At 67.2% G+C, this 19,780-nt stretch carries 20 protein-coding genes; 12 read left to right on the top strand and 8 right to left on the bottom strand.

What is annotated here, in order from left to right; genetic code table 11:
- Together JMF86_RS20560 and JMF86_RS20555 are read left to right on the top strand one after the other, a co-directional pair.
- A partial coding sequence (locus tag JMF86_RS20560) for a VRR-NUC domain-containing protein (protein ID WP_201317125.1) occupies positions 1-924 on the top strand: 924 nt, incomplete at its 5' end.
- The gene (locus JMF86_RS20555; protein ID WP_011547708.1) at positions 921-3,221 is read left to right on the top strand and encodes an ATP-dependent DNA helicase; all 2,301 of its coding nucleotides are present in this window, start codon (positions 921-923) and stop codon (positions 3,219-3,221) included. The genes JMF86_RS20560 and JMF86_RS20555, both read left to right, overlap by 4 nt.
- A gap of 15 nt (positions 3,222-3,236) precedes the next feature.
- Here the strand turns inward: JMF86_RS20555 and JMF86_RS20550 are convergent, their stop codons facing one another.
- Complete coding sequence (locus JMF86_RS20550; RefSeq protein WP_006485222.1) at positions 3,237-4,010, bottom strand: IclR family transcriptional regulator C-terminal domain-containing protein; 774 nt, start codon at positions 4,008-4,010, stop codon at positions 3,237-3,239.
- A gap of 150 nt (positions 4,011-4,160) precedes the next feature.
- On the opposite strand from JMF86_RS20550, the gene JMF86_RS20545 reads away from it, so the two are divergent.
- Positions 4,161-4,394 (top strand): AbrB/MazE/SpoVT family DNA-binding domain-containing protein, encoded by a 234-nt coding sequence (locus JMF86_RS20545; protein WP_011547707.1) that lies wholly within the window; start codon positions 4,161-4,163, stop codon positions 4,392-4,394.
- A 45-nt stretch (positions 4,395-4,439) separates the two neighbouring features.
- On the opposite strand, the gene JMF86_RS20540 is transcribed toward JMF86_RS20545, so the two are convergent.
- The 3 genes from JMF86_RS20540 to shiA all read right to left on the bottom strand — a co-directional run bounded on the left by JMF86_RS20540 (position 4,440) and on the right by shiA (position 7,983).
- The gene (locus JMF86_RS20540) at positions 4,440-4,811 is read right to left on the bottom strand and encodes a DUF4440 domain-containing protein (protein ID WP_041489393.1); all 372 of its coding nucleotides are present in this window, start codon (positions 4,809-4,811) and stop codon (positions 4,440-4,442) included.
- A 358-nt stretch (positions 4,812-5,169) separates the two neighbouring features.
- Entirely contained in the window at positions 5,170-6,471 is a 1,302-nt protein-coding gene (locus tag JMF86_RS20535; protein ID WP_023477875.1) for a UDP-N-acetylglucosamine 1-carboxyvinyltransferase, read from the bottom strand.
- A 204-nt stretch (positions 6,472-6,675) separates the two neighbouring features.
- A complete protein-coding gene (gene shiA / locus JMF86_RS20530; RefSeq protein WP_011547704.1) occupies positions 6,676-7,983 on the bottom strand; it encodes a shikimate transporter in 1,308 nt (435 codons plus the stop codon).
- A 357-nt stretch (positions 7,984-8,340) separates the two neighbouring features.
- Between shiA and JMF86_RS20525 the strand changes: the two genes are divergently transcribed.
- Positions 8,341-9,468: a 4-hydroxyphenylpyruvate dioxygenase family protein gene (locus tag JMF86_RS20525; protein ID WP_011547703.1), complete on the top strand. Its 1,128-nt coding sequence runs from the start codon at positions 8,341-8,343 to the stop codon at positions 9,466-9,468.
- Positions 9,469-9,626: 158 nt separating this feature from the next.
- Here the strand turns inward: JMF86_RS20525 and JMF86_RS20520 are convergent, their stop codons facing one another.
- The 3 genes from JMF86_RS20520 to JMF86_RS20510 all read right to left on the bottom strand — a co-directional run bounded on the left by JMF86_RS20520 (position 9,627) and on the right by JMF86_RS20510 (position 12,494).
- Entirely contained in the window at positions 9,627-10,967 is a 1,341-nt protein-coding gene (locus JMF86_RS20520; protein ID WP_011694736.1) for a type II toxin-antitoxin system HipA family toxin, read from the bottom strand.
- Between the two features lie 2 nt (positions 10,968-10,969).
- On the bottom strand, positions 10,970-11,377 hold the full coding sequence (locus tag JMF86_RS20515) for a helix-turn-helix transcriptional regulator (protein WP_011547701.1): 408 nt from the start codon (positions 11,375-11,377) through the stop codon (positions 10,970-10,972).
- Between the two features lie 451 nt (positions 11,378-11,828).
- On the bottom strand, positions 11,829-12,494 hold the full coding sequence (locus tag JMF86_RS20510) for a cation diffusion facilitator family transporter (RefSeq protein WP_011547700.1): 666 nt from the start codon (positions 12,492-12,494) through the stop codon (positions 11,829-11,831).
- Positions 12,495-12,897: 403 nt separating this feature from the next.
- Here JMF86_RS20510 and JMF86_RS20505 point away from each other — a divergent pair, with 403 nt between their 5' ends.
- Together JMF86_RS20505 and JMF86_RS20500 are read left to right on the top strand one after the other, a co-directional pair.
- Positions 12,898-13,494 (top strand): membrane protein, encoded by a 597-nt coding sequence (locus tag JMF86_RS20505; RefSeq protein ID WP_011547699.1) that lies wholly within the window; start codon positions 12,898-12,900, stop codon positions 13,492-13,494.
- Positions 13,495-13,500: 6 nt separating this feature from the next.
- Positions 13,501-14,421 carry an alpha/beta fold hydrolase gene (locus tag JMF86_RS20500; RefSeq protein ID WP_011547698.1) on the top strand — a complete coding sequence of 307 codons (921 nt, stop codon included), beginning with the start codon at positions 13,501-13,503 and terminating at the stop codon, positions 14,419-14,421.
- Here the strand turns inward: JMF86_RS20500 and JMF86_RS20495 are convergent.
- The gene (locus tag JMF86_RS20495; RefSeq protein ID WP_011547697.1) at positions 14,396-14,677 is read right to left on the bottom strand and encodes a hypothetical protein; all 282 of its coding nucleotides are present in this window, start codon (positions 14,675-14,677) and stop codon (positions 14,396-14,398) included. The two genes, JMF86_RS20500 and JMF86_RS20495, sit on opposite strands and share 26 nt — an antisense overlap.
- A gap of 414 nt (positions 14,678-15,091) precedes the next feature.
- Here JMF86_RS20495 and JMF86_RS20490 point away from each other — a divergent pair, with 414 nt between their 5' ends.
- The 6 genes from JMF86_RS20490 to JMF86_RS20465 all read left to right on the top strand — a co-directional run.
- The gene (locus JMF86_RS20490) at positions 15,092-16,111 is read left to right on the top strand and encodes a DNA-binding protein (protein WP_011547696.1); all 1,020 of its coding nucleotides are present in this window, start codon (positions 15,092-15,094) and stop codon (positions 16,109-16,111) included.
- Positions 16,112-16,280: 169 nt separating this feature from the next.
- Entirely contained in the window at positions 16,281-16,901 is a 621-nt protein-coding gene (locus tag JMF86_RS20485) for a TetR/AcrR family transcriptional regulator (protein WP_011547695.1), read from the top strand.
- Between the two features lie 248 nt (positions 16,902-17,149).
- Complete coding sequence (locus JMF86_RS20480) at positions 17,150-18,208, top strand: NADP-dependent oxidoreductase (RefSeq protein ID WP_011547694.1); 1,059 nt, start codon at positions 17,150-17,152, stop codon at positions 18,206-18,208.
- Positions 18,209-18,300: 92 nt separating this feature from the next.
- Positions 18,301-18,600, top strand: a complete 300-nt coding sequence (locus JMF86_RS20475) for a putative quinol monooxygenase (RefSeq protein ID WP_011547693.1) — start codon at positions 18,301-18,303, stop codon at positions 18,598-18,600.
- A 150-nt stretch (positions 18,601-18,750) separates the two neighbouring features.
- The gene (locus JMF86_RS20470; protein ID WP_006479019.1) at positions 18,751-19,206 is read left to right on the top strand and encodes a (2Fe-2S)-binding protein; all 456 of its coding nucleotides are present in this window, start codon (positions 18,751-18,753) and stop codon (positions 19,204-19,206) included.
- A 1-nt stretch (position 19,207) separates the two neighbouring features.
- Positions 19,208-19,780: molybdopterin cofactor-binding domain-containing protein (locus JMF86_RS20465; RefSeq protein ID WP_200075245.1), on the top strand; the 573-nt coding region annotated here is incomplete at its 3' end.

The raw sequence follows: 19,780 nt of genomic DNA, 5'->3' as shown, positions 1-19,780 counted from the left end.
GCGCTCGGCCAGGCGTGCGAGCGCCGTGCCGACTGGTGCGCCGCGCTCGACGCATACACGCGCAGCGCGTGGCCCGGCAGCCGCCACCGGCGCATCCGCGTGCTCGAACGCTGCGGGCGCGACGGCGACGCGCTCGCGCTGGCGCTCGACGCGCGCGGCGGCTTCGAGAGCGACGAGGAGCGGCAGCGGGTCGAGCGCATGCTGCCGCGCCTGCAGCGCCGCGCCGGCCAGCGGGTCGAACGCGCGGCCGCTGCAGCGGCCGTGCCGCGCGAGACGCTCGTGCTCGCCCGCCCCGACGTGTCCGTCAGCGTCGAATTCGCGGTACGCGACCATCTTGCGCAGCCGGCGTCGCCGGTTCACTACGTCGAAAACACGCTGATCAATTCGCTGTTCGGGTTGCTGTGCTGGGAGCCCGTGTTCGCGGCCGTGCCCGGCGCATTCTTCCATCCGTTCCAGCGCGGCCCGGCCGACCTGCACGCCCCCGATTTCGCGGTGCGCCGCGCGGCGGCCTTCGACGCCTGCTTCGCGCAGCTCGATTCGGGCGCATACCGCGACACGATTCGCCGGCATTTCGCGACGAAGGCCGGGCTGCAGTCGCCGTTCGTGTTCTGGGGCGTGCTGACCGACGCGCTGCTCGACGAAGCGCTCGCGTGCCTGCCGCCCGAGCACTTGCGGCTGTGGTTCACGCGCCTGCTCGCGGATATCCGCAGCAACCGCTCCGGCTTGCCCGATCTCGTCCGCTTCTGGCCCGACGAGCGCCGCTACGAGCTGATCGAGGTGAAGGGCCCCGGCGACCGGCTGCAGGACAACCAGACGCGCTGGCTCGCCTACTGTATCGCCCACCGCATGCCGGTGCGCGTCGTCGACGTCGAGTGGGCCAGTGAGGGCGTGGCGCACGCCGAAGCGGCGGGGCTGTCCGCATGAGCTACGTCGTCGCGGTGCGGGCGATGTGCGAGTTCACCGCGCGGCGCGGCGATCTCGACCTGCGCTTCACGCCCGCGCCGACCGCGCTCGAAGGCATCGCCGGCCACGGCGCGGTCACGTCGAAGCGTGGCGCACGCTACGAAACCGAGATCGCGCTGACCGGCACGTGGGGCACGCTCACCGTGCGCGGCCGCGCGGACGGCTACGATCCCGTGGCGAACCGGCTCGAGGAAATCAAGACCTATCGCGGCAGTCTCGACGCGATGCCGGCCAACCATCGCGCGCTGCACTGGGCGCAGGCGAAGGTCTATGCGCACCTGATGTGCGATGCGCGCGACCTCAAGGAAATCAACGTCGCGCTCGTGTATTTCGACATCGTGTCCGAGCGCGAGACCGTGCTGACGGAAACGCTGGATGCCGGCACGCTCGCGACGTTCTTCGCCGAACAGTGCGCATGCTTCGTCGGCTGGGCCGAACGCGAGACGGCCCATCGCGCCGCCCGCGACGCGGCGCTGCGTGCGCTCGCGTTTCCGCACGGGCAGTTCCGCAGCGGCCAGCGCGAGCTGGCGGTGGCCGTCTATCGCGCGGCGCGCGACGAGCAGTGCCTGATGGCGCAGGCGCCGACCGGCATCGGCAAGACGCTCGGCACCGTGTTTCCGCTGCTGAAGGCATGCGGCGAGGGTGAGCTCGACCATGTGTTCTTCCTCACCGCGAAAACGCCTGGCCGCGCGCTCGCGCTCGAAGCGGCGACGACCCTCGGCGCCGGCACGCCCGCGCTGCCGCTGCGCGTGCTGGAACTCGTCGCGCGCGACAAGGCGTGCGAGCATCCGGACCTCGCGTGCCACGGCGAATCGTGCCCGCTCGCGAAAGGCTTCTACGACCGGCTGCCGGCCGCGCGCCATGCGGCGATCGAGGCGGGGCTGCTCGATCGCGATACCGTACGCACCGCGGCGCTCGCGCACGACGTCTGTCCGTATTACCTGGCGCAGGAGCTTGCACGCTGGTCGGACATGATGATCGGCGACTACAACTACTACTACGACGGCAGCGCGATGCTGCACACGCTCGCGCAGCAGAATCAGTGGCGGGTCGGCGTGCTCGTCGACGAAGCGCACAACCTGCTCGACCGCGCGCGCAAGATGTACAGCGCGTCGCTCGATCCGTTCGCGTTCGCGGCTGCGCGCGAAGCCGCGCCTGCCGCGCTGCGCAAGGCGTTCGACCGGCTCGCCCGCGCGTGGGGCACGCTCAATCGCGCGCAGGCCGAGCGCTATGCGGCCTATCCCGAGGTGCCGGGCCCGATCGTGTCGGCCGTGCAAAACCTCGTTGCGGCGATCGGCGAACACCTGACCGACGCACCGCGCGCGAACGGCGACGCGCTGCTGCGCTTTCATTTCGAGGCGATCCAGTTCGGCATGCTGGCCGAAGCATTCGACAGCGCATCGATCTTCGACGCGACGCTGCATGGCGAACCGATGCCGCGCCAGCCAGTACTCGACGGCGTCGCGACGGCCGGCCGCCGGCGTCGCGTCCAGTCGGCGCTGTGCGTGCGCAACGTGATCCCGGCCGGTTTCCTCGCGCCGCGCTACGAAGCCGCGCGGGCGACCGTGCTGTTCTCGGGCACGCTGAGCCCGTTCCATTTCTACCGCGACACGCTGGGGCTGCCCGGCGACACGGGCTGGCTCGACGTCGACGGGCCGTTTCGCGCCGAGCAACTGACGGTGCGCGTGGCAAGCCACGTGTCGACACGCTGGCGCGACCGCGATCGCTCGCTCGAGCCGATCGCCGACCTGATCGCCGCGCAATACGCGGCACGGCCCGGGAACTATCTCGGCTTCCTGAGCAGCTTCGACTACCTGGGGCGCGTGGTCGCGCTGATGCAGACGCGCCATCCGGACGTTCCCGTGTGGGCGCAGGCGCCCGGCATGGCCGAAAGCGAACGCGACGCGTTTCTCGCACGCTTCGACGCCAGTGGACGCGGCGTGGGCTTCGCGGTGCTGGGCGGGGCCTTCTCGGAAGGCGTCGATCTGGTGGGCGAGCGGCTGATCGGCGCGTTCATCGCGACGCTCGGGCTGCCGCAGGTCAACGACATCAACGAGCAGATGCGGCGCGCGATGGAAGCTCGCTTCGGCAACGGTTACGACTACATGTACCTGTATCCGGGGCTGCAGAAGGTCGTGCAGGCGGCCGGGCGCGTGATCCGCACCGAGCACGACGAAGGCGTCGTGCATCTGATCGACGACCGTTACCGACGGCGCGAAGTGCGCAATCTGCTGCCGCGGTGGTGGCGGATCGGGTGACGCCGGCGCCGGTCGCTACAGCACGTTGAGCATCGCGAGCGCGGCTTCCTGCAGATGCGGCAGCACGCGCCGCACGGCCGCGTCGGTCGTCTCCGCGCCGATCGGCATGTTCGTGCTGAGCGCGGCGACGACTTCGCCGTGACGGTTCTTCAGCGGCACCGCGATCCCGCGTACGCCGACCTGCAATTGCTGCTCGATCGCCGCGTAGCCGGCGTCGCGCGCCTGGTCGACCTGTTCGAGCAGCCGCGCCTTGTTGGTGATCGTGTGCGGCGTGAACGGCGGCAGCTCGGTCTCGTCGAGCCACGCGCGCACGGCTTCGCGATCGGGATGATGGGCGAGCAGCACGACGCCGGGCGACGTCAATGGCGCCGGCACGCGCGCGCCGAGCACGAAGCCCGTCGTCATCACGCGCGACACGCCGTTGCGGGCGATGAACACGAGCTCCCAGCCGTCGAGCACGCTGACGTACGCCGATTCGTTCAGCGATGCGCTCAGTTGCTGGAGATAAGGCTGGACCGTGCGCGGCAGCCGTGCCGAATCGAAGTACGACCAGCCGACCCGCAGCACGCGCGGCGTGAGGCCGTACAGCTTGCCGTCGGTGTACACGTAGCCGAGCGATTCCAGCGTCAGCAGGTAGCGCCGCGCGGCGGTGCGCGTGAGGCCGGTGCGTGCGGCGGCCTGCGTAGGCGTCATGCGCGCGTGCTGGCTGTCGAATGCCTCCAGGATCATCAGGCCTTTTTCGAGGCCGGCAATCCAGTCGCGTCGGTCGAGGTCGGGCTTTTTCGTCATGGGCGGCGCGCGGGTAGATGCGCGGTGTTCGCGCAGGAGTGGGCGATTATCGCGCGAGTGGTGGGGTAACGGGAAATCGGTCGATCCGCCATCCTTGTCCGCTGGATAGCGGCAGATATAGAGTCGACGACATCTATTCAAGGAGGTCGTATGCGGGTTGCGAAGTGGGGGAATAGTCTGGCCGTGCGCCTTCCGGCCGGTCTGGTCGATGAGTGGGGGCTGCGTGAAGGCGACGAAGTCGAAATCGTCGTTTACCGTGCAGGTGCTTTGGCTGAGAGCCGCAACGCGAGCCCCGAAGCAATTCTCCTGCCGTTGAGGCGTTTCAGAGGCAAGCTGCCAGGCGATTTCAGGTTCAGGCGGAACGACGCAAACGAGTCGGATTGAGTCGACTCGTTCAAGCGCCGGGACGCAGCCGCGGCGCGGTCCAGCTTACTTGTGTTCGTGGCGGAGCGAGGCAATGCGCCATCGCGCGTCGATCACGCACCACTGCTCGACGAAATCGAAGCGGGAATCGATTGCCTGGTTGATTCGTACCGTCCCGATGCCCGTTATCGTCGCCCGTTGTCCGCGCGTAACGATTTGCATGGTTTCGTCCCGATCTGCGATACCGGATCTGTTCGATGCACGTTCGGCCGCTACGACGCGCATTCGCGCAAGAAATTGCGCTTTCGTGCGAATGTGAGCTTCGTGCAGGACAAAGAAGTTCGGGTTTGCGACGAAATCGAGCTGTCCGACATCGGCGTGACGATACGCGTCGATCCAGACGTCGCGCATCTGCGCCAGGGTGAATCGGGGTTCCATAGGCGGTGCATTGTCCTGCTGGAGCGCGGGTGCGCGGTTTTTTGGCGCTATCCGCCGGGGTCAGGAAGGCAGCCTATGGCCGGGCTCATGCTTGGGCAATTGGACAGGTCTGAATCCTGGTTATGCCGTGAGCGGGAAAATGCCGGCAGGGCGCGGGAGTAGACGTCCCGATGACGCATCGTCGGGCTGGCGCTGACTGCGGGGAAGAGGCGTGAAGCAGCACGCAGTGTGCTGCCGTAAGCGATGACAACCGATGGCAGAACGCTGCGCGGCCGCGCATGGAAGCGGCCGATACGGCATGAAAAGCCGAGGAACCGGATGCGACGCGACCGTTACGCGCGTCGCATCCGTCATGACCTTACTCGCTGCTCGTCCACTCGACGTTCGCGCCGACCGAACGCAGGTTCTCGACGAAATGCGGATGCGCGCGGCGGATCGGCAGCGCGTTCATGATTTCCGAGCGGCCTTCGATGCTCGCGGCCACCATCAGCAGCGCGATCGCGACGCGAATGATGTACGGGCTCTCGACGCGCGCCGGCGTCAGTTGCAGCCCGCCGAACGTGATCAGCCGGTGCGGGTCGGACAACAGCACGTGCGCGCCGAACTTCGACAGTTCGCCGGACCAGCCGAGCGCGCCGTCGTAGACCTTGTTCCAGAACATCGCGCTGCCTTCCGCGCGCACGCCGAGCGCGATGAAGATCGGCAGCAGGTCGACCGGCAGGTACGGCCACGGTGCGGCTTCGACCTTGGTCAGGATGTTCTGCGTGAACGGCCGGCGCACGCGCAGCGGGCCGTCGCGTTCCGCGCGCGACCAGCCGTCGCGGTGCGTGACGGTCACGCCGAATTTCGCGAACGTGCGGTCGATCAGCGGGAAATGCTCGGGCGACGAGTTGCGCACCGTGATGTCGCCGCCGGTGATCGCGCCGAGCGCGAGGAACGTCGCGATCTCGTGGAAATCCTCGGCGAAGCGGAACTCGCCGCCGCCGAGCTTGCCGCCGCCCGTCACGCATAGCCGCGACGTGCCGATGCCCTCGATCGCGACGCCGATCATCGCGAGGAACTGGGAGAACTCCTGCACGTGCGGCTCGGAGGCCGCGTTCATCAGCGTCGACGTGCCGTTCGCGGCCGTCGCGCACAGCGCGAAGTTCTCGGTGGTCGTCACCGACGCGTAGTCGAGCCAGTGATCGTTGGCCGTCAGCGGGCCGTCGGTACGGACGATCAGCGAATCGGGCGTGCGCTCGATGTGCGCGCCGAAACGTTCGAACACCTCGACGTGCGGATCGATCTCGCGCACGCCGAGCGTGCAGCCTTTCACGTCGTTCTCGAGGCGCGCGACGCCGAAGCGTGCGAGCAGCGGCGGAATCAGCATGATCGACGAACGCATCGCTTCGGGCAGCCGATGGACCGCCGGATCGAACTTGGTGTTGCGATGGTGAAGCTCGAGCAGACCCGTCGTGAAATCGACCGACACGTCGCTGCCGAGCGTGCGGAAGATGTCGAGGATCTTGCGCACGTCGGTGATGTCCGGCACGCCAACGAGGCGCAGCGGCTGATCGGTCAACAGGGTGGCGCACAGAATCGGCAGGACGGCGTTCTTGTTCGCGGACGGCTTGATGTCCCCGCGCAGCGGAGTGCCGCCGTGGACGATGAGATTCGACATGATATGGGGGCGTATCGGTGACTGACGTAGGCCCATATGATGCCATTGGTCGGCACGCGGCGTGGCATGTTCCGACGGGAAAAGGGGGAATCGGCGCGCGTAACTGACAGTGTTTGACGTCGCGCCCGAGAGGCGACTGGTCGAATGTCGTCCGGCATGGAGAAATGGCCGGCCGCGACTCGGGCCGGCCACGCGCACATTACCTCATCGCGCCGCCCGCATCCGCGCGGCGACCACCAGCGAGATCAGGCAACCGACCGCCAGGTAGCCGGCGACGAGGTGCCACGAACCGCCGGCCACGCTGACGAGGCCGACCGCGATGAACGGCGTGAACCCGCCGCCGACGACGCTCGCGAACTGGTAGCCGACACCCGCGCCGCTGTAGCGGTATTCGGCGCCGAACAGCTCGGTGAACAACGGCTGCTGGACGCTCACGACCATGTCGTGCGCGGCGTTCGCCAACAGGATCGAGAAGATCACGATCCACGCGATCGACCGCGCTTCCAGCGCGACGAAGAACGGCACCGCCGACGCAAGACCGATCAGCGCGCCGATCAGGTAGATACGGCGCAGGCCGTAGCGATCGGCCAGCCACGCGAAGCAGGGGATCGTCACGCAGCTCACCGCGCCCACCAGCAGGCCGATGTTCAGGAACAGGTCGCGCGACATGCCGAGGTTCGTCGTCGAATAGCTGAGCGCGAACGCGGTGACGATGTACATCGTGAACAGCTCGGCAAGCCGCAGTGCAACGATCAGCAGGAACGCCTTCGGGTGGCGCGTCAACGCTTCCAGCACCGGCAGGCGGAGCTTGCGGTTGCCGTGCTCGACCTTCTCGACGAACTCCTGCGATTCGTCCATGTTCTTGCGCACCCACAGCCCGATCAGCACCAGCACGATGCTGAACACGAACGGCAGGCGCCAGCCCCACGACTTGAACGCGGCCTCGCCGAGCGTATGACTGAGGATCGAGACGATGCCGGTGGCCAGCACGAGCCCGACGCCGTAGCCGACCTGCACGCCGCTGCTGTAGAACGCCTTCTTCTGCTTCGGCGCGCTCTCGACCGCCATCAGCGCCGCGCCGCCCCATTCGCCGCCGACCGCGAAACCCTGGATCGCGCGCATCAGCACCAGCAGCACGGGCGCCCACCAGCCGATCGTCGAGAACGCCGGCAGTAGGCCGATCGCGACCGTCGACAGCCCCATCAGCATCACGGTCAGCACGAGCATCCGCTTGCGGCCGAGCCGGTCGCCGTAGTGACCGAACACGATGCCGCCGAGCGGCCGGAACAGGAAGCCGACGCCGAAGGTGGCGAACGCCGCGAGCGTGCCCATCGTCGGACTGACTTTCGGGAAAAACTCGGAATTGAACACCAGCGCGGCGACGATCCCGTACAGCAGGAAGTCGTACCAGTCGACGACGGCGCCGACGAAGCTGCCGATCGCGGCCTTGCGGGCCTGGCTGCGCGCACGGGCGCCGGCGGCGGCGTCGAGGGTGTCGAAGGTGGGGGTCATGGCGATGTCTCCTGGCACGGCGCATCGTGGATCGTGGCGGCGCCGCGTCCGATGCTGCATTGAAGTCGATGGGTGAACGGAGAATAGGGCGCGGACCGCGCGGCGGCAATTGGCCAATCGGATAAAGTGCGCGATTATCGTTCAAATCCGTGCGATTATCGAACGCTTTCCGGGTTTGCACTAGGCGGTGCGACGATATCCCGTTCGGCCGGGGTGTGCCGCCGTGAACGATCTGGTTAAAATCTGCAGCATCGACAACTCGCCCGTTCGGGGCGGAGGCGAGGCCGCCACATCGGCCGCGCATGCCGCACGCGACAGGCCCGATTCCCCATCGACCGCATGCCCCCGGAGACTGGAATGCCCGGCAATTCCCACCCCTTGTCCAGCGATACGCCGCCCGTCGCCGATCCGGCCGCCAATCCGCTCGGGATGGCCGGCCTCGAATTCGTCGAATTCGCGGCGCCCGTGCCGGACGCGCTCGCGCAACGCTTCGAGCAGCTTGGGTTCAAGGCGATCGCGCGGCACGTCAGCAAGAACGTCACGTTGTACCGGCAGGGGCAGATGCATTTCCTGATCAACGCCGAGCCCGATTCGTTCGCCGCGCGCTATGCGGAGGAGTACGGGATGGGCGTCTGCGCGATCGGGCTGCGGGTGGCGAATGCCCGGCGCGCGTTCGAACGCGCGATCCAGCTCGGAGCATGGGCGTTCGAAGGCGAAAAGGTCGGCGTCGGCGAGCTGAAGATCCCTGCCATCCAGGGCATCGGCGATTCGCACCTGTATTTCGTCGACCGCTGGCGCGGGCGGGACGGCCAGCGCGGCGGCGTCGGCGACATCTCCATCTTCGACATCGATTTCCGGCCGATCGACATCGCGACCGCGCATACCGATCTCGACTGCGCGGGCGTCGGCCTGCAGCAGGTCGACCACTTCACGCAAACGGTCGGCGCGGGACGGATGCAGGAGTGGCTGGATTTCTACCACGACCTGCTGCATTTTCGCGAGATCCACCAGATCGACGCGCACTGGCATGTGTCGGAGGAATCGCGCGTAATGGTGTCGCCGTGCGGCGCGGTCCGGATTCCGGTCTACGAGGAAGGCACGCGGCGTACCGACCTGATGCATGCGTACCTGCCCGACCATCCGGGCGAGGGCGTGCAGCACGTCGCGCTGGCCACCGACGACATCCTGTCGTGCGTCGATGCCCTGCGCGCGAACGGCGTCGAGTTCATCGAGCCGCCTGCACGCTATTACGACGACGTCGATGCGCGGCTGCCCGCGCATGGTGTCGATCTCGACGCGCTGCGCCGCCGCGCGGTGCTGGTCGACGGCGAGATCGGCAGCGACGGCGTGCCGAGGCTGTTCTTCCAGACCTTCGTCAAACGCCGCCCCGGCGAGATTTTCTTCGAGATCGTGCAGCGCAAGGGGCACCACGGGTTCGGCGAGGGCAACCTCGCGGCACTCGCCCGCGCGCGCGACGCCGGGTGAACGATCTGCGCCGGCGGCCGGCAAGCGGTTCGGCGCGGGGGCATTCGATGTCCGTATCTGCGACGACGTAACTGCTTCGATCCTGTCAGGGCTACCCGTCGACCAAGGGTCGAAGTACTGCAGCAAAGACCGACAGCCCGTCGCGGCCGGTCGATTCATCACGCCGGATCGGCCGCCGCGAGGTTGCGGCTTTGCCGACGCATGCCCGCGAAGATCGCGTCTGCCACGTCCGCGGGAAAGTCCGGCGGGATCTGCGCGGCGGCTTCGGCAATCGCGGGCTCCGTCCGTGCTGCGACGGCCGCCATCGCGGCCCGCACATTGTCTTCGGTCAGGCCGACACGACGGCCCTGTGCGATCCAGTGGCGCGGCTGGATTTCACCGATCACGTAGTGCCGGTTCTTCCCGCAGACGGCCATCGCCAGGCGGGCGCGGCGCGGCGGGATCTGGTTGCGGCGCGTACCGATGATCGGATGCGCGGACAGCACGTCGTACAGCGGCGTGCTGCGATATGCATTACCGGGCAGGTGCGCGATGCTGAAGTTCTTCGCGTGGCCGTCGATCGCCGCCAACACCCAGAATACAAGCTGTGCGACGAAGAAATTCATCCGGTCGCGCGAAGCGTCGGCCGAATTCGCGAGGATGCCCATGATCGTCTCGATGCCGGGGCCGCCGTCCGTTTCGTATTTCGCCCCCGACGGCGTGCCGGTCGCCTGACACATGTCCTCCTGCGGCAGCCGCAGGATCCACGAGCCGTCGCGCGACGGGCGACGGTCGAAGCGCTCGACGATGAGTGCCTTCTGATCGTCGAACCGGCCGATTTCGCACGGCGCGACCGACAGGCCGTACGCGGCGACAAGCTTCGAGCACAACCATTCGTTTTCGACGGACGTGCGCATGTCGGCCTGCATGTTGCCGACGCGCCCGAGCGGCAGCTTGAAGATGTGGGTCGTCGGCGTGCTGCCCGACGGCCGCAGCCAGCGGTTGCGCTGACGCAGCAGCGCGGTCTTTTCCTGCGCGCCGGCAATCGACAGGCGCAGGTCGCCGTCCGGTTCTCCGCTGCCGGGCAGTGGCGTGGCGGTCGCGTGGCGCAGCACATCGGCAACGGCTGCGTCGTCGAGCGGCGCGCCTTCGATTGCCTCGAGATCGACCGGGGTCTCGTCGGGCGGCAGCATTTGAATCGCGCCGACGCAATCGCGGCCGATCGACGCGAGCAATTCGAACGGCGCTATCGATCGGAGCCGGTAACGCTGCGCGATGCGGCGGCGGATCGGCTCGCTGTCCGGCAGCAGGTTGTCGAAGTAGTCGGCCACGATCGCGCCTTGGTGCGGCTGGTTGCCGGGCGTGAAGGGCAGCGACAATGACAGTGGCCGGCCCTGGGGATCATCGAGCCAGTCCGGCAGGTAGACGAGACGCTCGACCCCGCGCCGGATTTCCCAGTAGCCGACAGGAATGCCGTTCATCCACAGGTCGAGCCGGTCGCTGCGGGCGCGTGCGACCATCGTCACCAGTCCTCCCGCTTCGAGACGCGTGGCGTGGTCCGAGTCGTCGCTGTCGGGCGCCTCCGCGCAGCGCCGACGGCGGTCCCGGTCGGGGTTTTGGCGGCCGTGGTGCCGCGCTTGCCCGCGACCGGCTTGCGGCGCGCCACCGGTTCGGCAGCGGAAGCCGAATCGGCCGCTTCCGCCGGTGCATCCCGCTCGTCGAGGCTGAGCATCATGCGAACGCCAAGCGCGTTCATCACCTTGAAAAGCCGTTCGATGCTGACCGCCGACGGGTTGGCTTCGAGCTGAGCATAAGATTGCTGGGTGATGCCGAGGCGAGCGGCCAGTTGCGCCTGCGTGAGCCCCGCGGATTTGCGGAAGCCGACGAGGATCGGACGCAACTGGGTCAGGGTCTGGACAGGAAAAGCCATCGGGCGCTCCGCGAGATGACAGGTGATCGTTTGTAATCGGAAAATACAGTCTATGACATGTATCGTCAAAATACAAACCATAGGCTGTATTAACAAAAAACAAACAATAACCTGTTACGCGGAACCCGATCGATCATCCCGCTTGCGGTTGTCGCGTACGACGCCCGCGAAGCATACGTGTGCGTCGTGGCACGCCATGCAAGACGTCCCGATACTCGATCGCGCGAAACTGTCCCATGCTGTATGCCATGGCCGTTGCTCGGCGGCACTCGTGTGGATTCTGCTCGGGAGTGTCGCGTCGTTCGGAGAGGTAGCAGCATCGATGCGTCACGCACTACATGGCGATGGCGACATCACGCAAAAGAGGCTCGCGGGATGCGAGCCTCTTCTTTATTTCCGTGCCGTCGATCAGACGTCTCGGAGCATCAACGAGCGGCTCGGCTCCCCCCGTTCACGACCCGCGCGTCGAGCGATTCGCCCAATCGGCCCGTGCCGGCCACTGCGCACAGCCGCGCCGGATGAATCCGACACCCGTGCGAATCACGAGCGCGCCGATCGCGAACGCGGCCAGATCGTCCAGCCGGCCGAAGCCGACCAGCGCCGCACTCATCGCGAGCGCCGCGAGCAACGACGACAGCGCATCGGTCCGCACGTGCCAGCCGCTTGCCTCGAGCAGCGCGGAGCCGGTCTCGCGTGCCTTGCGCAGCATCCAGTACGACAGCACGGCCTTGCCGGCGAGTGTGACGGCAACCAGCGCGAGCGCGGTCGCGCCCGGCTGCACGACGGGTGGCGTATCGAACCGGGTCGTTGCATGCCAGATCATCTGCGCGCCGGTTACGGCCAGCAACGCACCGAGGCCCGCGAGCGCGAGCGGCTCGTAAGTCGGCCGACGTGCCGGCGGCAAGCGCGCGTCGAGCCGACAGGCGACGAGGATCAGCGCATCGGCCGCCAAGTCGATCGCGGCGTGTGCGACGTCCGCGAGCAACCCCGACGAATGCGCGGACCATGCCGCCGCCGTCTCGACGGCGAGCAGCAGCAGGTTGATCGCGAGGCTGACGGCGAGGGCGCGGGACGTGGCTGCGTAAACGTGGGGCGTGGTGCGCGACGGGCGCTGCATGGCGGATCGCTTGTCGGAATCGGGGACGAGTTCGGACGTTACCGGCCGACGGTGGCACGCAAATGACAGACGAAACCACGGCGCCGGGACAGGATTCGGCGCACGACGATCCGCCGGCCGGTAACCCACCGCGCTCACCGCTTTCGATCGCGCTGAAAAAATTACAGCGCACGTTCGTTCGATAGCGAATTCAGCGGCATCGCATGACGCTGCAGCCCCATCGACGCAAGCCGCACAATGGCGTACCAAAGCGTGATGAGCGACGCTGCCGGCGTGCGGTCAGGACCGTGGTTTGCTTTCGCGACAGCCCGGCAGGTTGGCCCAGACGGCGTATCGAGGGAGTTCCTCGGCCATCGGACACCGTCAGGCGACGAAACGCATTGCCCACTCGCTTCAGCAGCCGATGCACGACAGCCAACGCCTTTCCCCGTCCGACACGATGCGTGAGTCAAGCACGATCGTCGTCAGTCGCGTCGTTCATCCGGGGCGGGAAAGGCAATTCGATCACTGGGCGCGCGAGATCGACGCGGCGGCGCGGCGTTACCCGGGGCACCTCGGAAACGTTCGCCTGAGCGATTCGAGCGGCATCAACTACCTGATTTACCGCTTCGACTCGCCGGCGCACCTGCATGCGTGGGTGTCCTCCGGGGAACGGCGAAAGCTGATTGCGAAGGGCGACGAGATATCGGACGAACATCGCGACGCCGCGGTCGGCATGGATGCGTGGTTCGCGATCGCCGGCAAGCCCGCTACACCGAAGTGGAAGACGTTTCTCGTGACGTGGCTGGCCGTCTACCCGGTCCTGCTGTCGATCACGTACCTACTGAATGCGCTCCTGCCAGCGTTGGAGCGTCCTGTCCAACTCGCGCTCAGCTCTGCGCTGCTGACCTCATCGCTGACCTGGATCATCATGCCGCTCCTCACGAGGCAACTTCGGCCATGGCTGCTCCGGGGCGTGAAACAGGTCGAGAGCCTGAGCGACCGACACAGCAACGGATGACGACCCATGCAGAATGAACCATCGATGTCAGGGATGCCGGCGCCCGGCCTGCCGGCCGGTTTCGATCGACGCTTCAGCCGACGCTACGCGCAGGTCGATGACGTGCGCCTCCATTACGTGACCGGCGGCCCGGACGACGGCGAGCTGGTGGTTCTGCTGCACGGCTGGCCGCAAACCTGGTACACGTGGCGTCACGTGATGCCGGTGCTGGCGCAAGAGGGATATCGGGTCGTCGCGGTCGACTACCGCGGCGCGGGCGAATCCGACAAGCCGCTCGGCGGCTACGACAAAGCCTCGATGGCGGGCGACATCCGCGCACTCGTTCGCCAACTCGGCGCGACGCGCATCCACCTCGTCGGCCGCGACATCGGCGTGATGGTGGCGTACGCATACGCCGCGCAACGGCCTGCCGAGATCGTGAAGCTTGCGATGCTCGACGTTCCGGTGCCGGGCACGCGCATCTGGGACGAAGCGAAGGCCCGTGCCGATCCGCAGATCTGGCATTTCGGATTGCATCAGCAGCGCGATATCGCCGAACTGCTGATTGCGGGCAAGGAGCACGCCTACATTCTCGATTTCTACAAGAAGAGGGCCCATGTCGCGTTGTCGAACGACGATATCGCCGTCTACGCCGACGCTTATGCGGCGCCGGGCGCGCTACGCGCCGGGTTCGAACTCTATCGCGCGTTCCCGCAGGACGAGACGCAGTTCAAGGCGTTCATGAAGCACAAGCTCCCGATGCCGGTGCTCGCGCTCGCCGGCGACAAGAGCAACGGCGCCAAGGAATTCGACATGGCGAAGGAACTGGCGCTGGATGTGCGCGGAGCCGTTGCGCCGAATACGGGCCATTGGCTGCCGGACGAGAATCCGGCCTTCCTGACGCGCCAGTTGCTCGATTTCTTCAGGGAGCCCGCGCCAAACCGTTGAAGGCCGCTGCCGTGACCCGTCGCGCTTCTGGCCGCCAGCGCGCGTGCTGGTTTGGTAGGGCGCGCATGGTGCTCCGCATCCGGTGCGACAGCGCGGCTTCGCCGGCGAATGTCGCGGCGCGCAGTACGGCGCGGCCATAACCGGCGTCGGACGCATCGTCCGGGATCACGTCGAATTCCGCGTGCGGCCGAATTCCGCGTGCTTCGTACGATACGCCGGCCGCATCGCGCGTCACGTGATTCGCGATGCCCATCATCCAGCCGTTATCCCACCGTTCGGCAATCCCGTCGCCAAAGCCGCCGCGGGCAACGCGCCCTGCGTGATCTGGCCGGCCGCGTCGCATGCGGCGGCGTGCGCATCACCCGCACCACCAGGTATTCGCCAGCGCCGGCCATCCGTTTTTCCATCGTTGCCCCGGCCAAGCAACGCAAAGTGGCCCGCTTCGAATCGCGCAATGTTGACGTTTTTCGAGGCGGTTGCAGCGGCGTTGTTGCTCGGCACCAAGCTGGGCGAAGGCGGGGCGGCCAACAGCACAGCGCGAAGGGCCGATATCAGACCGGGAATCTTTTATCTCGACATTATAGAAATAATGTCAAATTCAATTATTCGATTGATTGGATATTTGACGGTTTACGTTATATTATTTACGGAATTTACCTCAGAGCCCGCCATGTCCGATCTCGCCGCCGACGAATCCCGCCTGACCGCCGAAATCGAGCGTCTCAAGGCCGACTTTCCGAAAACGCGCGAGCTGTACCGCGAAGCCTGCGCACTGCTGTTCTTCCGCTTCGGCATCACGCCGACGGCGAATCGCCTGTACCAGCTCGTTCGCAAGGGCAGCATGAGCACGCCGACGGCTGTCCTCGGCGAGTTCTGGGCCGAGCTGCGGGAAAAGAGCCGGGTGCGCATCGAGCATCCGGACCTGCCGGCCGATCTGCAGGCAGCGGCCGGCGAACTGGTCGCGGCGCTGTGGAACCGGTCGAGTACCGACGCGGCCGCAGCACTCGATGCGCTGCGCGCGGAAGTCGAGGCCGAGCGGGCGGCGGCGCAAGCGGAAGTCGCGACGCTGCAGGCCGAACTGGCCCGCACCGAAACCGCGCTGGAGCAACGCACGGCCGCGCTGCTGGCCGCGCAGGTTCGCATTCAGGAACTCGAGCAGGCGAGGGCGGCGGACGATGCCTCTCACCAAGCGCTAAAAGCGGAGATCGAACGCCTGAAGGCCGACAACGCGGAGGGCGACCGCGCGCTCGCCGAGGCCCGCGCGGATTTCACCACCCAGCTCGACCGGTTGCGCGACGACGCGGGCCGCGCCGAGGAGCGCCTGCGCGCATCGGAGAAGCGGGCGCTTCAGGAAATCGACCGCGAGCGGCTCGCGGCCGCGCGCTTGCAAAAGGAACTCGACGCGGCGACATCGCGCGCGGAACAGCGCGATGCGCAGCAGCGGAAGGACACGGCCGCGCTACAGGCCCAACTCGGCGACGCGCTGCATCGCTGCGGCGTGCTCCAGGGGCAGCTCGATGGCGCACTGGCGACCGACGCGGCGCGCAGCCGCGAACTTGAGGCGCTGAGGCGCGAGATGGCGGCGCTCATGCGCCGGCCACCGTTGCGCGGCGTCAAGACCGTCCCGGCCGCCGAACGCAGCGAGCGGAGGGCGCGGACGAGAAAGCGTGCCGACGAAGCGCCGCGCTGACAACGAAACCGAGTCGCCGATATGACGCGCCGCACGCAGCCGGCACGAGCAGGCGAGAGCCGCGCCGACCAGGCATTGGGCGCGCGACGGGGATCGGGTAAAGTGCCGCTCAACATGCCGGTTCGACGTTACTAGACGACCGGTCTAATCGTTGCTACCATACGCCATCATGAATGCATCTTCAGGCGCCGAAGTCCGCCAGCACATCCTGAACATCGCGAAGCCGATCATGCTCCACAAGGGGTTTTCGGCGGTCGGTCTGAACGAGATTCTCGCCGCGGCGGGCATCCCGAAGGGCTCGTTCTATCATTACTTCGGCTCGAAAGAGGCATTCGGCGAAGCGCTGCTCGAATCGTATTTCGAAGGCTATCTCGCGCATCTCGACAACCTGCTCAAGCAGCAGGCCGGCACGGGCGCCGAGCGCCTGATGACGTACTGGGGCAACTGGCTGCACACGCAATGCGCGGACGATCCGGAAGGCAAGTGCCTCGCGGTGAAGCTCGGCGCGGAAGTGTCGGATCTGTCGGAAGCGATGCGCGCGGTACTGCGGCGCGGCACTAGCCAGATCATCGAGCGGCTCGCCGGCGGCATCGAGGCGGGGCTCGCCGACGGTTCGCTGAGCGGCGTCGACGATCCGTCGTACACCGCCGCGATCCTGTACGAGCTGTGGCTGGGCGCGACGCTGCTGGAGAAGATTCACCGCGACCGCAAACCGCTCGAAAGGGCGATGGCCGAAACGCGGCGCATGCTGAACCTGCCGCCGGCCGCGCATGACGGAGCACAGTCGTAATCCGGGCGCGCAGGGGCGCGCCTTGTTTTTACCCCAACTCTAGACGACTGGTCTACTCAATCATTCATGACGAACGCTTCAAGCCGAACGCTTCACACCGCGTTACGCTGTCCCGATCGTTCCAACCGCCTGCTTGCGACCGCACCGGCCCGCCCGCCGATGCCGCCGCGGGCGCGCACTTCCTGCTGGTCCATCCCTGATCCGATCGTGCCCACGACGCACGTTCATTCCTGTTGACGGAGGCTCACATGCCGCAAAGCAAGACCGCAAACCGCCAGATCGTCCTGAATTCGCGCCCGGTCGGCGCACCGACACCGGACAACTTCCGCGCCGAAACCGCTGACGTGCCGGTCCCCGGCCCTGGTCAGGTGCTGCTGCGCACCGTCTGGTTGTCGCTCGACCCGTACATGCGCGGCCGGATGAGCGATGCGCCGTCCTATGCGCCGCCGGCCGAACTGGGCCAGCCGATGGTCGGCGGCACGGTCAGCCGCGTGGTGTCGTCGAACCTGCCGGCGTTTCGCGAAGGCGATCTCGTCGTCGCCGGGGCCGGCTGGCAGGACTACGCGCTGTCCGACGGGCGCGACCTGATCCCGCTCGGCCGCGACTTCGCGCACCCGTCGTACGCGCTCGGCGTGCTCGGCATGCCGGGCTTCACCGCGTACACGGGACTGCTGAAGATCGGCGAACCGAAGGCCGGTGAAACCGTGGTCGTCGCGGCCGCGAGCGGCGCAGTCGGCGCGGTGGTCGGCCAGATCGCCAAGCTGAAGGGTTGCCGCGTGGTCGGCGTCGCGGGCGGCGCCGACAAGTGCGCATACGTGACCGGCACACTCGGCTTCGACGCATGCGTCGACCACCACGACCCGGCGTTTGCCGCGAAGCTGAAGGACGCGTGCCCGAACGGCATCGACGTCTATTTCGAGAACGTCGGCGGCGCCGTGTTCGACGCGGTATGGCCGCTGCTGAACGACCATGCGCGCGTGCCCGTCTGCGGCATCATTGCGCATTACAACGATGCGGCCTACGACGACAAGGCGCTGTCGACCGGCCGTGACCGCGTGCCGGCGTTGATGGGCGCGATCCTGCGCAAGCGTATCCGCGTGCAGGGTTTCATCATTCTCGATCACTATGCAACCGGCTATGCGCCGTTCCTGAAGGACATGAGCGAGTGGGTCGCGCAGGGCAAGGTGAAGACGCTCGAGGACGTCGTTCCCGACCTCGCCGACGCGCCGCAAGCGCTGATCGGCTTGCTCGCCGGCAAGAATTTCGGCAAGGTCGTCGTGCGTGTCGGCCCGGACGAGCTGGCCTGATCCCGCCGCTCGACGACATACGACCGTTGCACGCTGGCGTCGCACGACGCCGGCTTGTGGCATGCTCGTTTCCGTTTTCAAAGGAGTGAAAAATGGCGCTTCACGTGATTGCTTCGCTGTTCCTGAAACCCGAACACGCGCAGGCTGCCGAGGCCGAGCTGCGCAGCATGGTCGCCAAGACGCGCACCGAACCGGGCAACCGGCGCTACGACCTGTTCCGCGAGCAGGACGGTTCGCCGAATCTGCATCTGTACGAGATCTACGACGACCAGGCGGCGTTCGACGCGCACCTCGCGAGCCCGTATTTCGGCGAGTTCCGCACGAAGTCGGCCGACTGGTTCACCGCACCGCCGCTCATCAAGGTGCTGGCGGGCATCGACGTGGCCGAGTAACGACACAGCACGCAACACCACCGCCGCGGCCCGCCCGCACCCGGGCCGCGCGGCACCCGTTGCGCACGACGCAACGGCGATGATGACGACCCCATGACGCAGCGCGCGTCGTTCGCGCCGCTCCCCCAATACAACGGCCCCGGAGGCTGAATGATCACCCTCAACATCAACGGCGAAACCCGCTCGGTCGACGCCCCCGACGACATGCCCTTGCTCTGGGTGCTGCGCGACGTCGTCGGCCTGACCGGCACCAAGTTCGGCTGCGGGATCGCGCAATGCGGCGCATGCACGGTGCATCTCGACGGCGTGGCCGCGCGTTCGTGCGTGCTGCCGGTCGCCGCCGTCGCGGGCCGCAAGATCACGACGATCGAAGCCGTCGGCGCGACGCCGGCCGGCCACAAGGTCCAGCAGGCGTGGCGCGAGCTCGACGTCGTCCAGTGCGGCTACTGCCAGTCGGGGCAGGTGATGGCCGCCACCGCGCTGATCGCGTCGAACCCGAACCCGAGCGACGCCGACATCGACGCGGCCATGGCCGGCAACATCTGCCGCTGCGGCACGTACCACCGGATTCGCGCGGCCGTCAAACAAGCCGCGAAGGAGGCCTGACATGTCGCGAGGACTGATCGAAGCAGGTCGGGCGACTGCGGGCGTATCGCGCCGGTCGTTTCTGAAACTCGGCATGTCGCTCGGCGCGGCCGCCGGCGGCGGCTTGCTGCTCGGCTTCAGCCTGCCGGCGGCGGGCGACGATGCGCGCCGCTCGGTGATCGGCGGTGACGCAGCCGAACCCGCGCAGCCCGGCGTGTTCGCGCCGAATGCGTTCGTGCAGATCGACCGCGCCGGCAAGGTCACGCTGGTGATGCCGAAGGTCGAGATGGGGCAGGGGGTCTATACGGCGCTGCCGATGCTGATCGCGGAAGAACTCGAAGTGCCGCTGTCGAGCGTGACGCTCGATCATGCGCCGCCGAACGAGAAGCTGTTCCTCGATCCGCTGCTCGGCGGCCAGCTCACCGGCGGCTCGACGTCGGTACGCTACGCGTGGGACCCGCTGCGCCAGGCGGGCGCCACCGCGCGCACGCTGCTGGTCTCGGCGGCCGCGAAGCAATGGAACGTCGATCCGGCGAGCTGCCGCGCGGCGAACGGCGAAGTGCAGCATCCGCCGAGCGGCCGGCGCGCATCGTAT

The sequence above is a fragment of the Burkholderia sp. E168m15 genome (genome assembly GCF_016586105.1).
Taxonomy (GTDB): domain Bacteria; phylum Pseudomonadota; class Gammaproteobacteria; order Burkholderiales; family Burkholderiaceae; genus Burkholderia; species Burkholderia orbicola.
The sequence above is the reverse complement of the archived record's forward strand: the minus strand, read 5'-3'. Positions and strand labels throughout refer to the sequence as shown.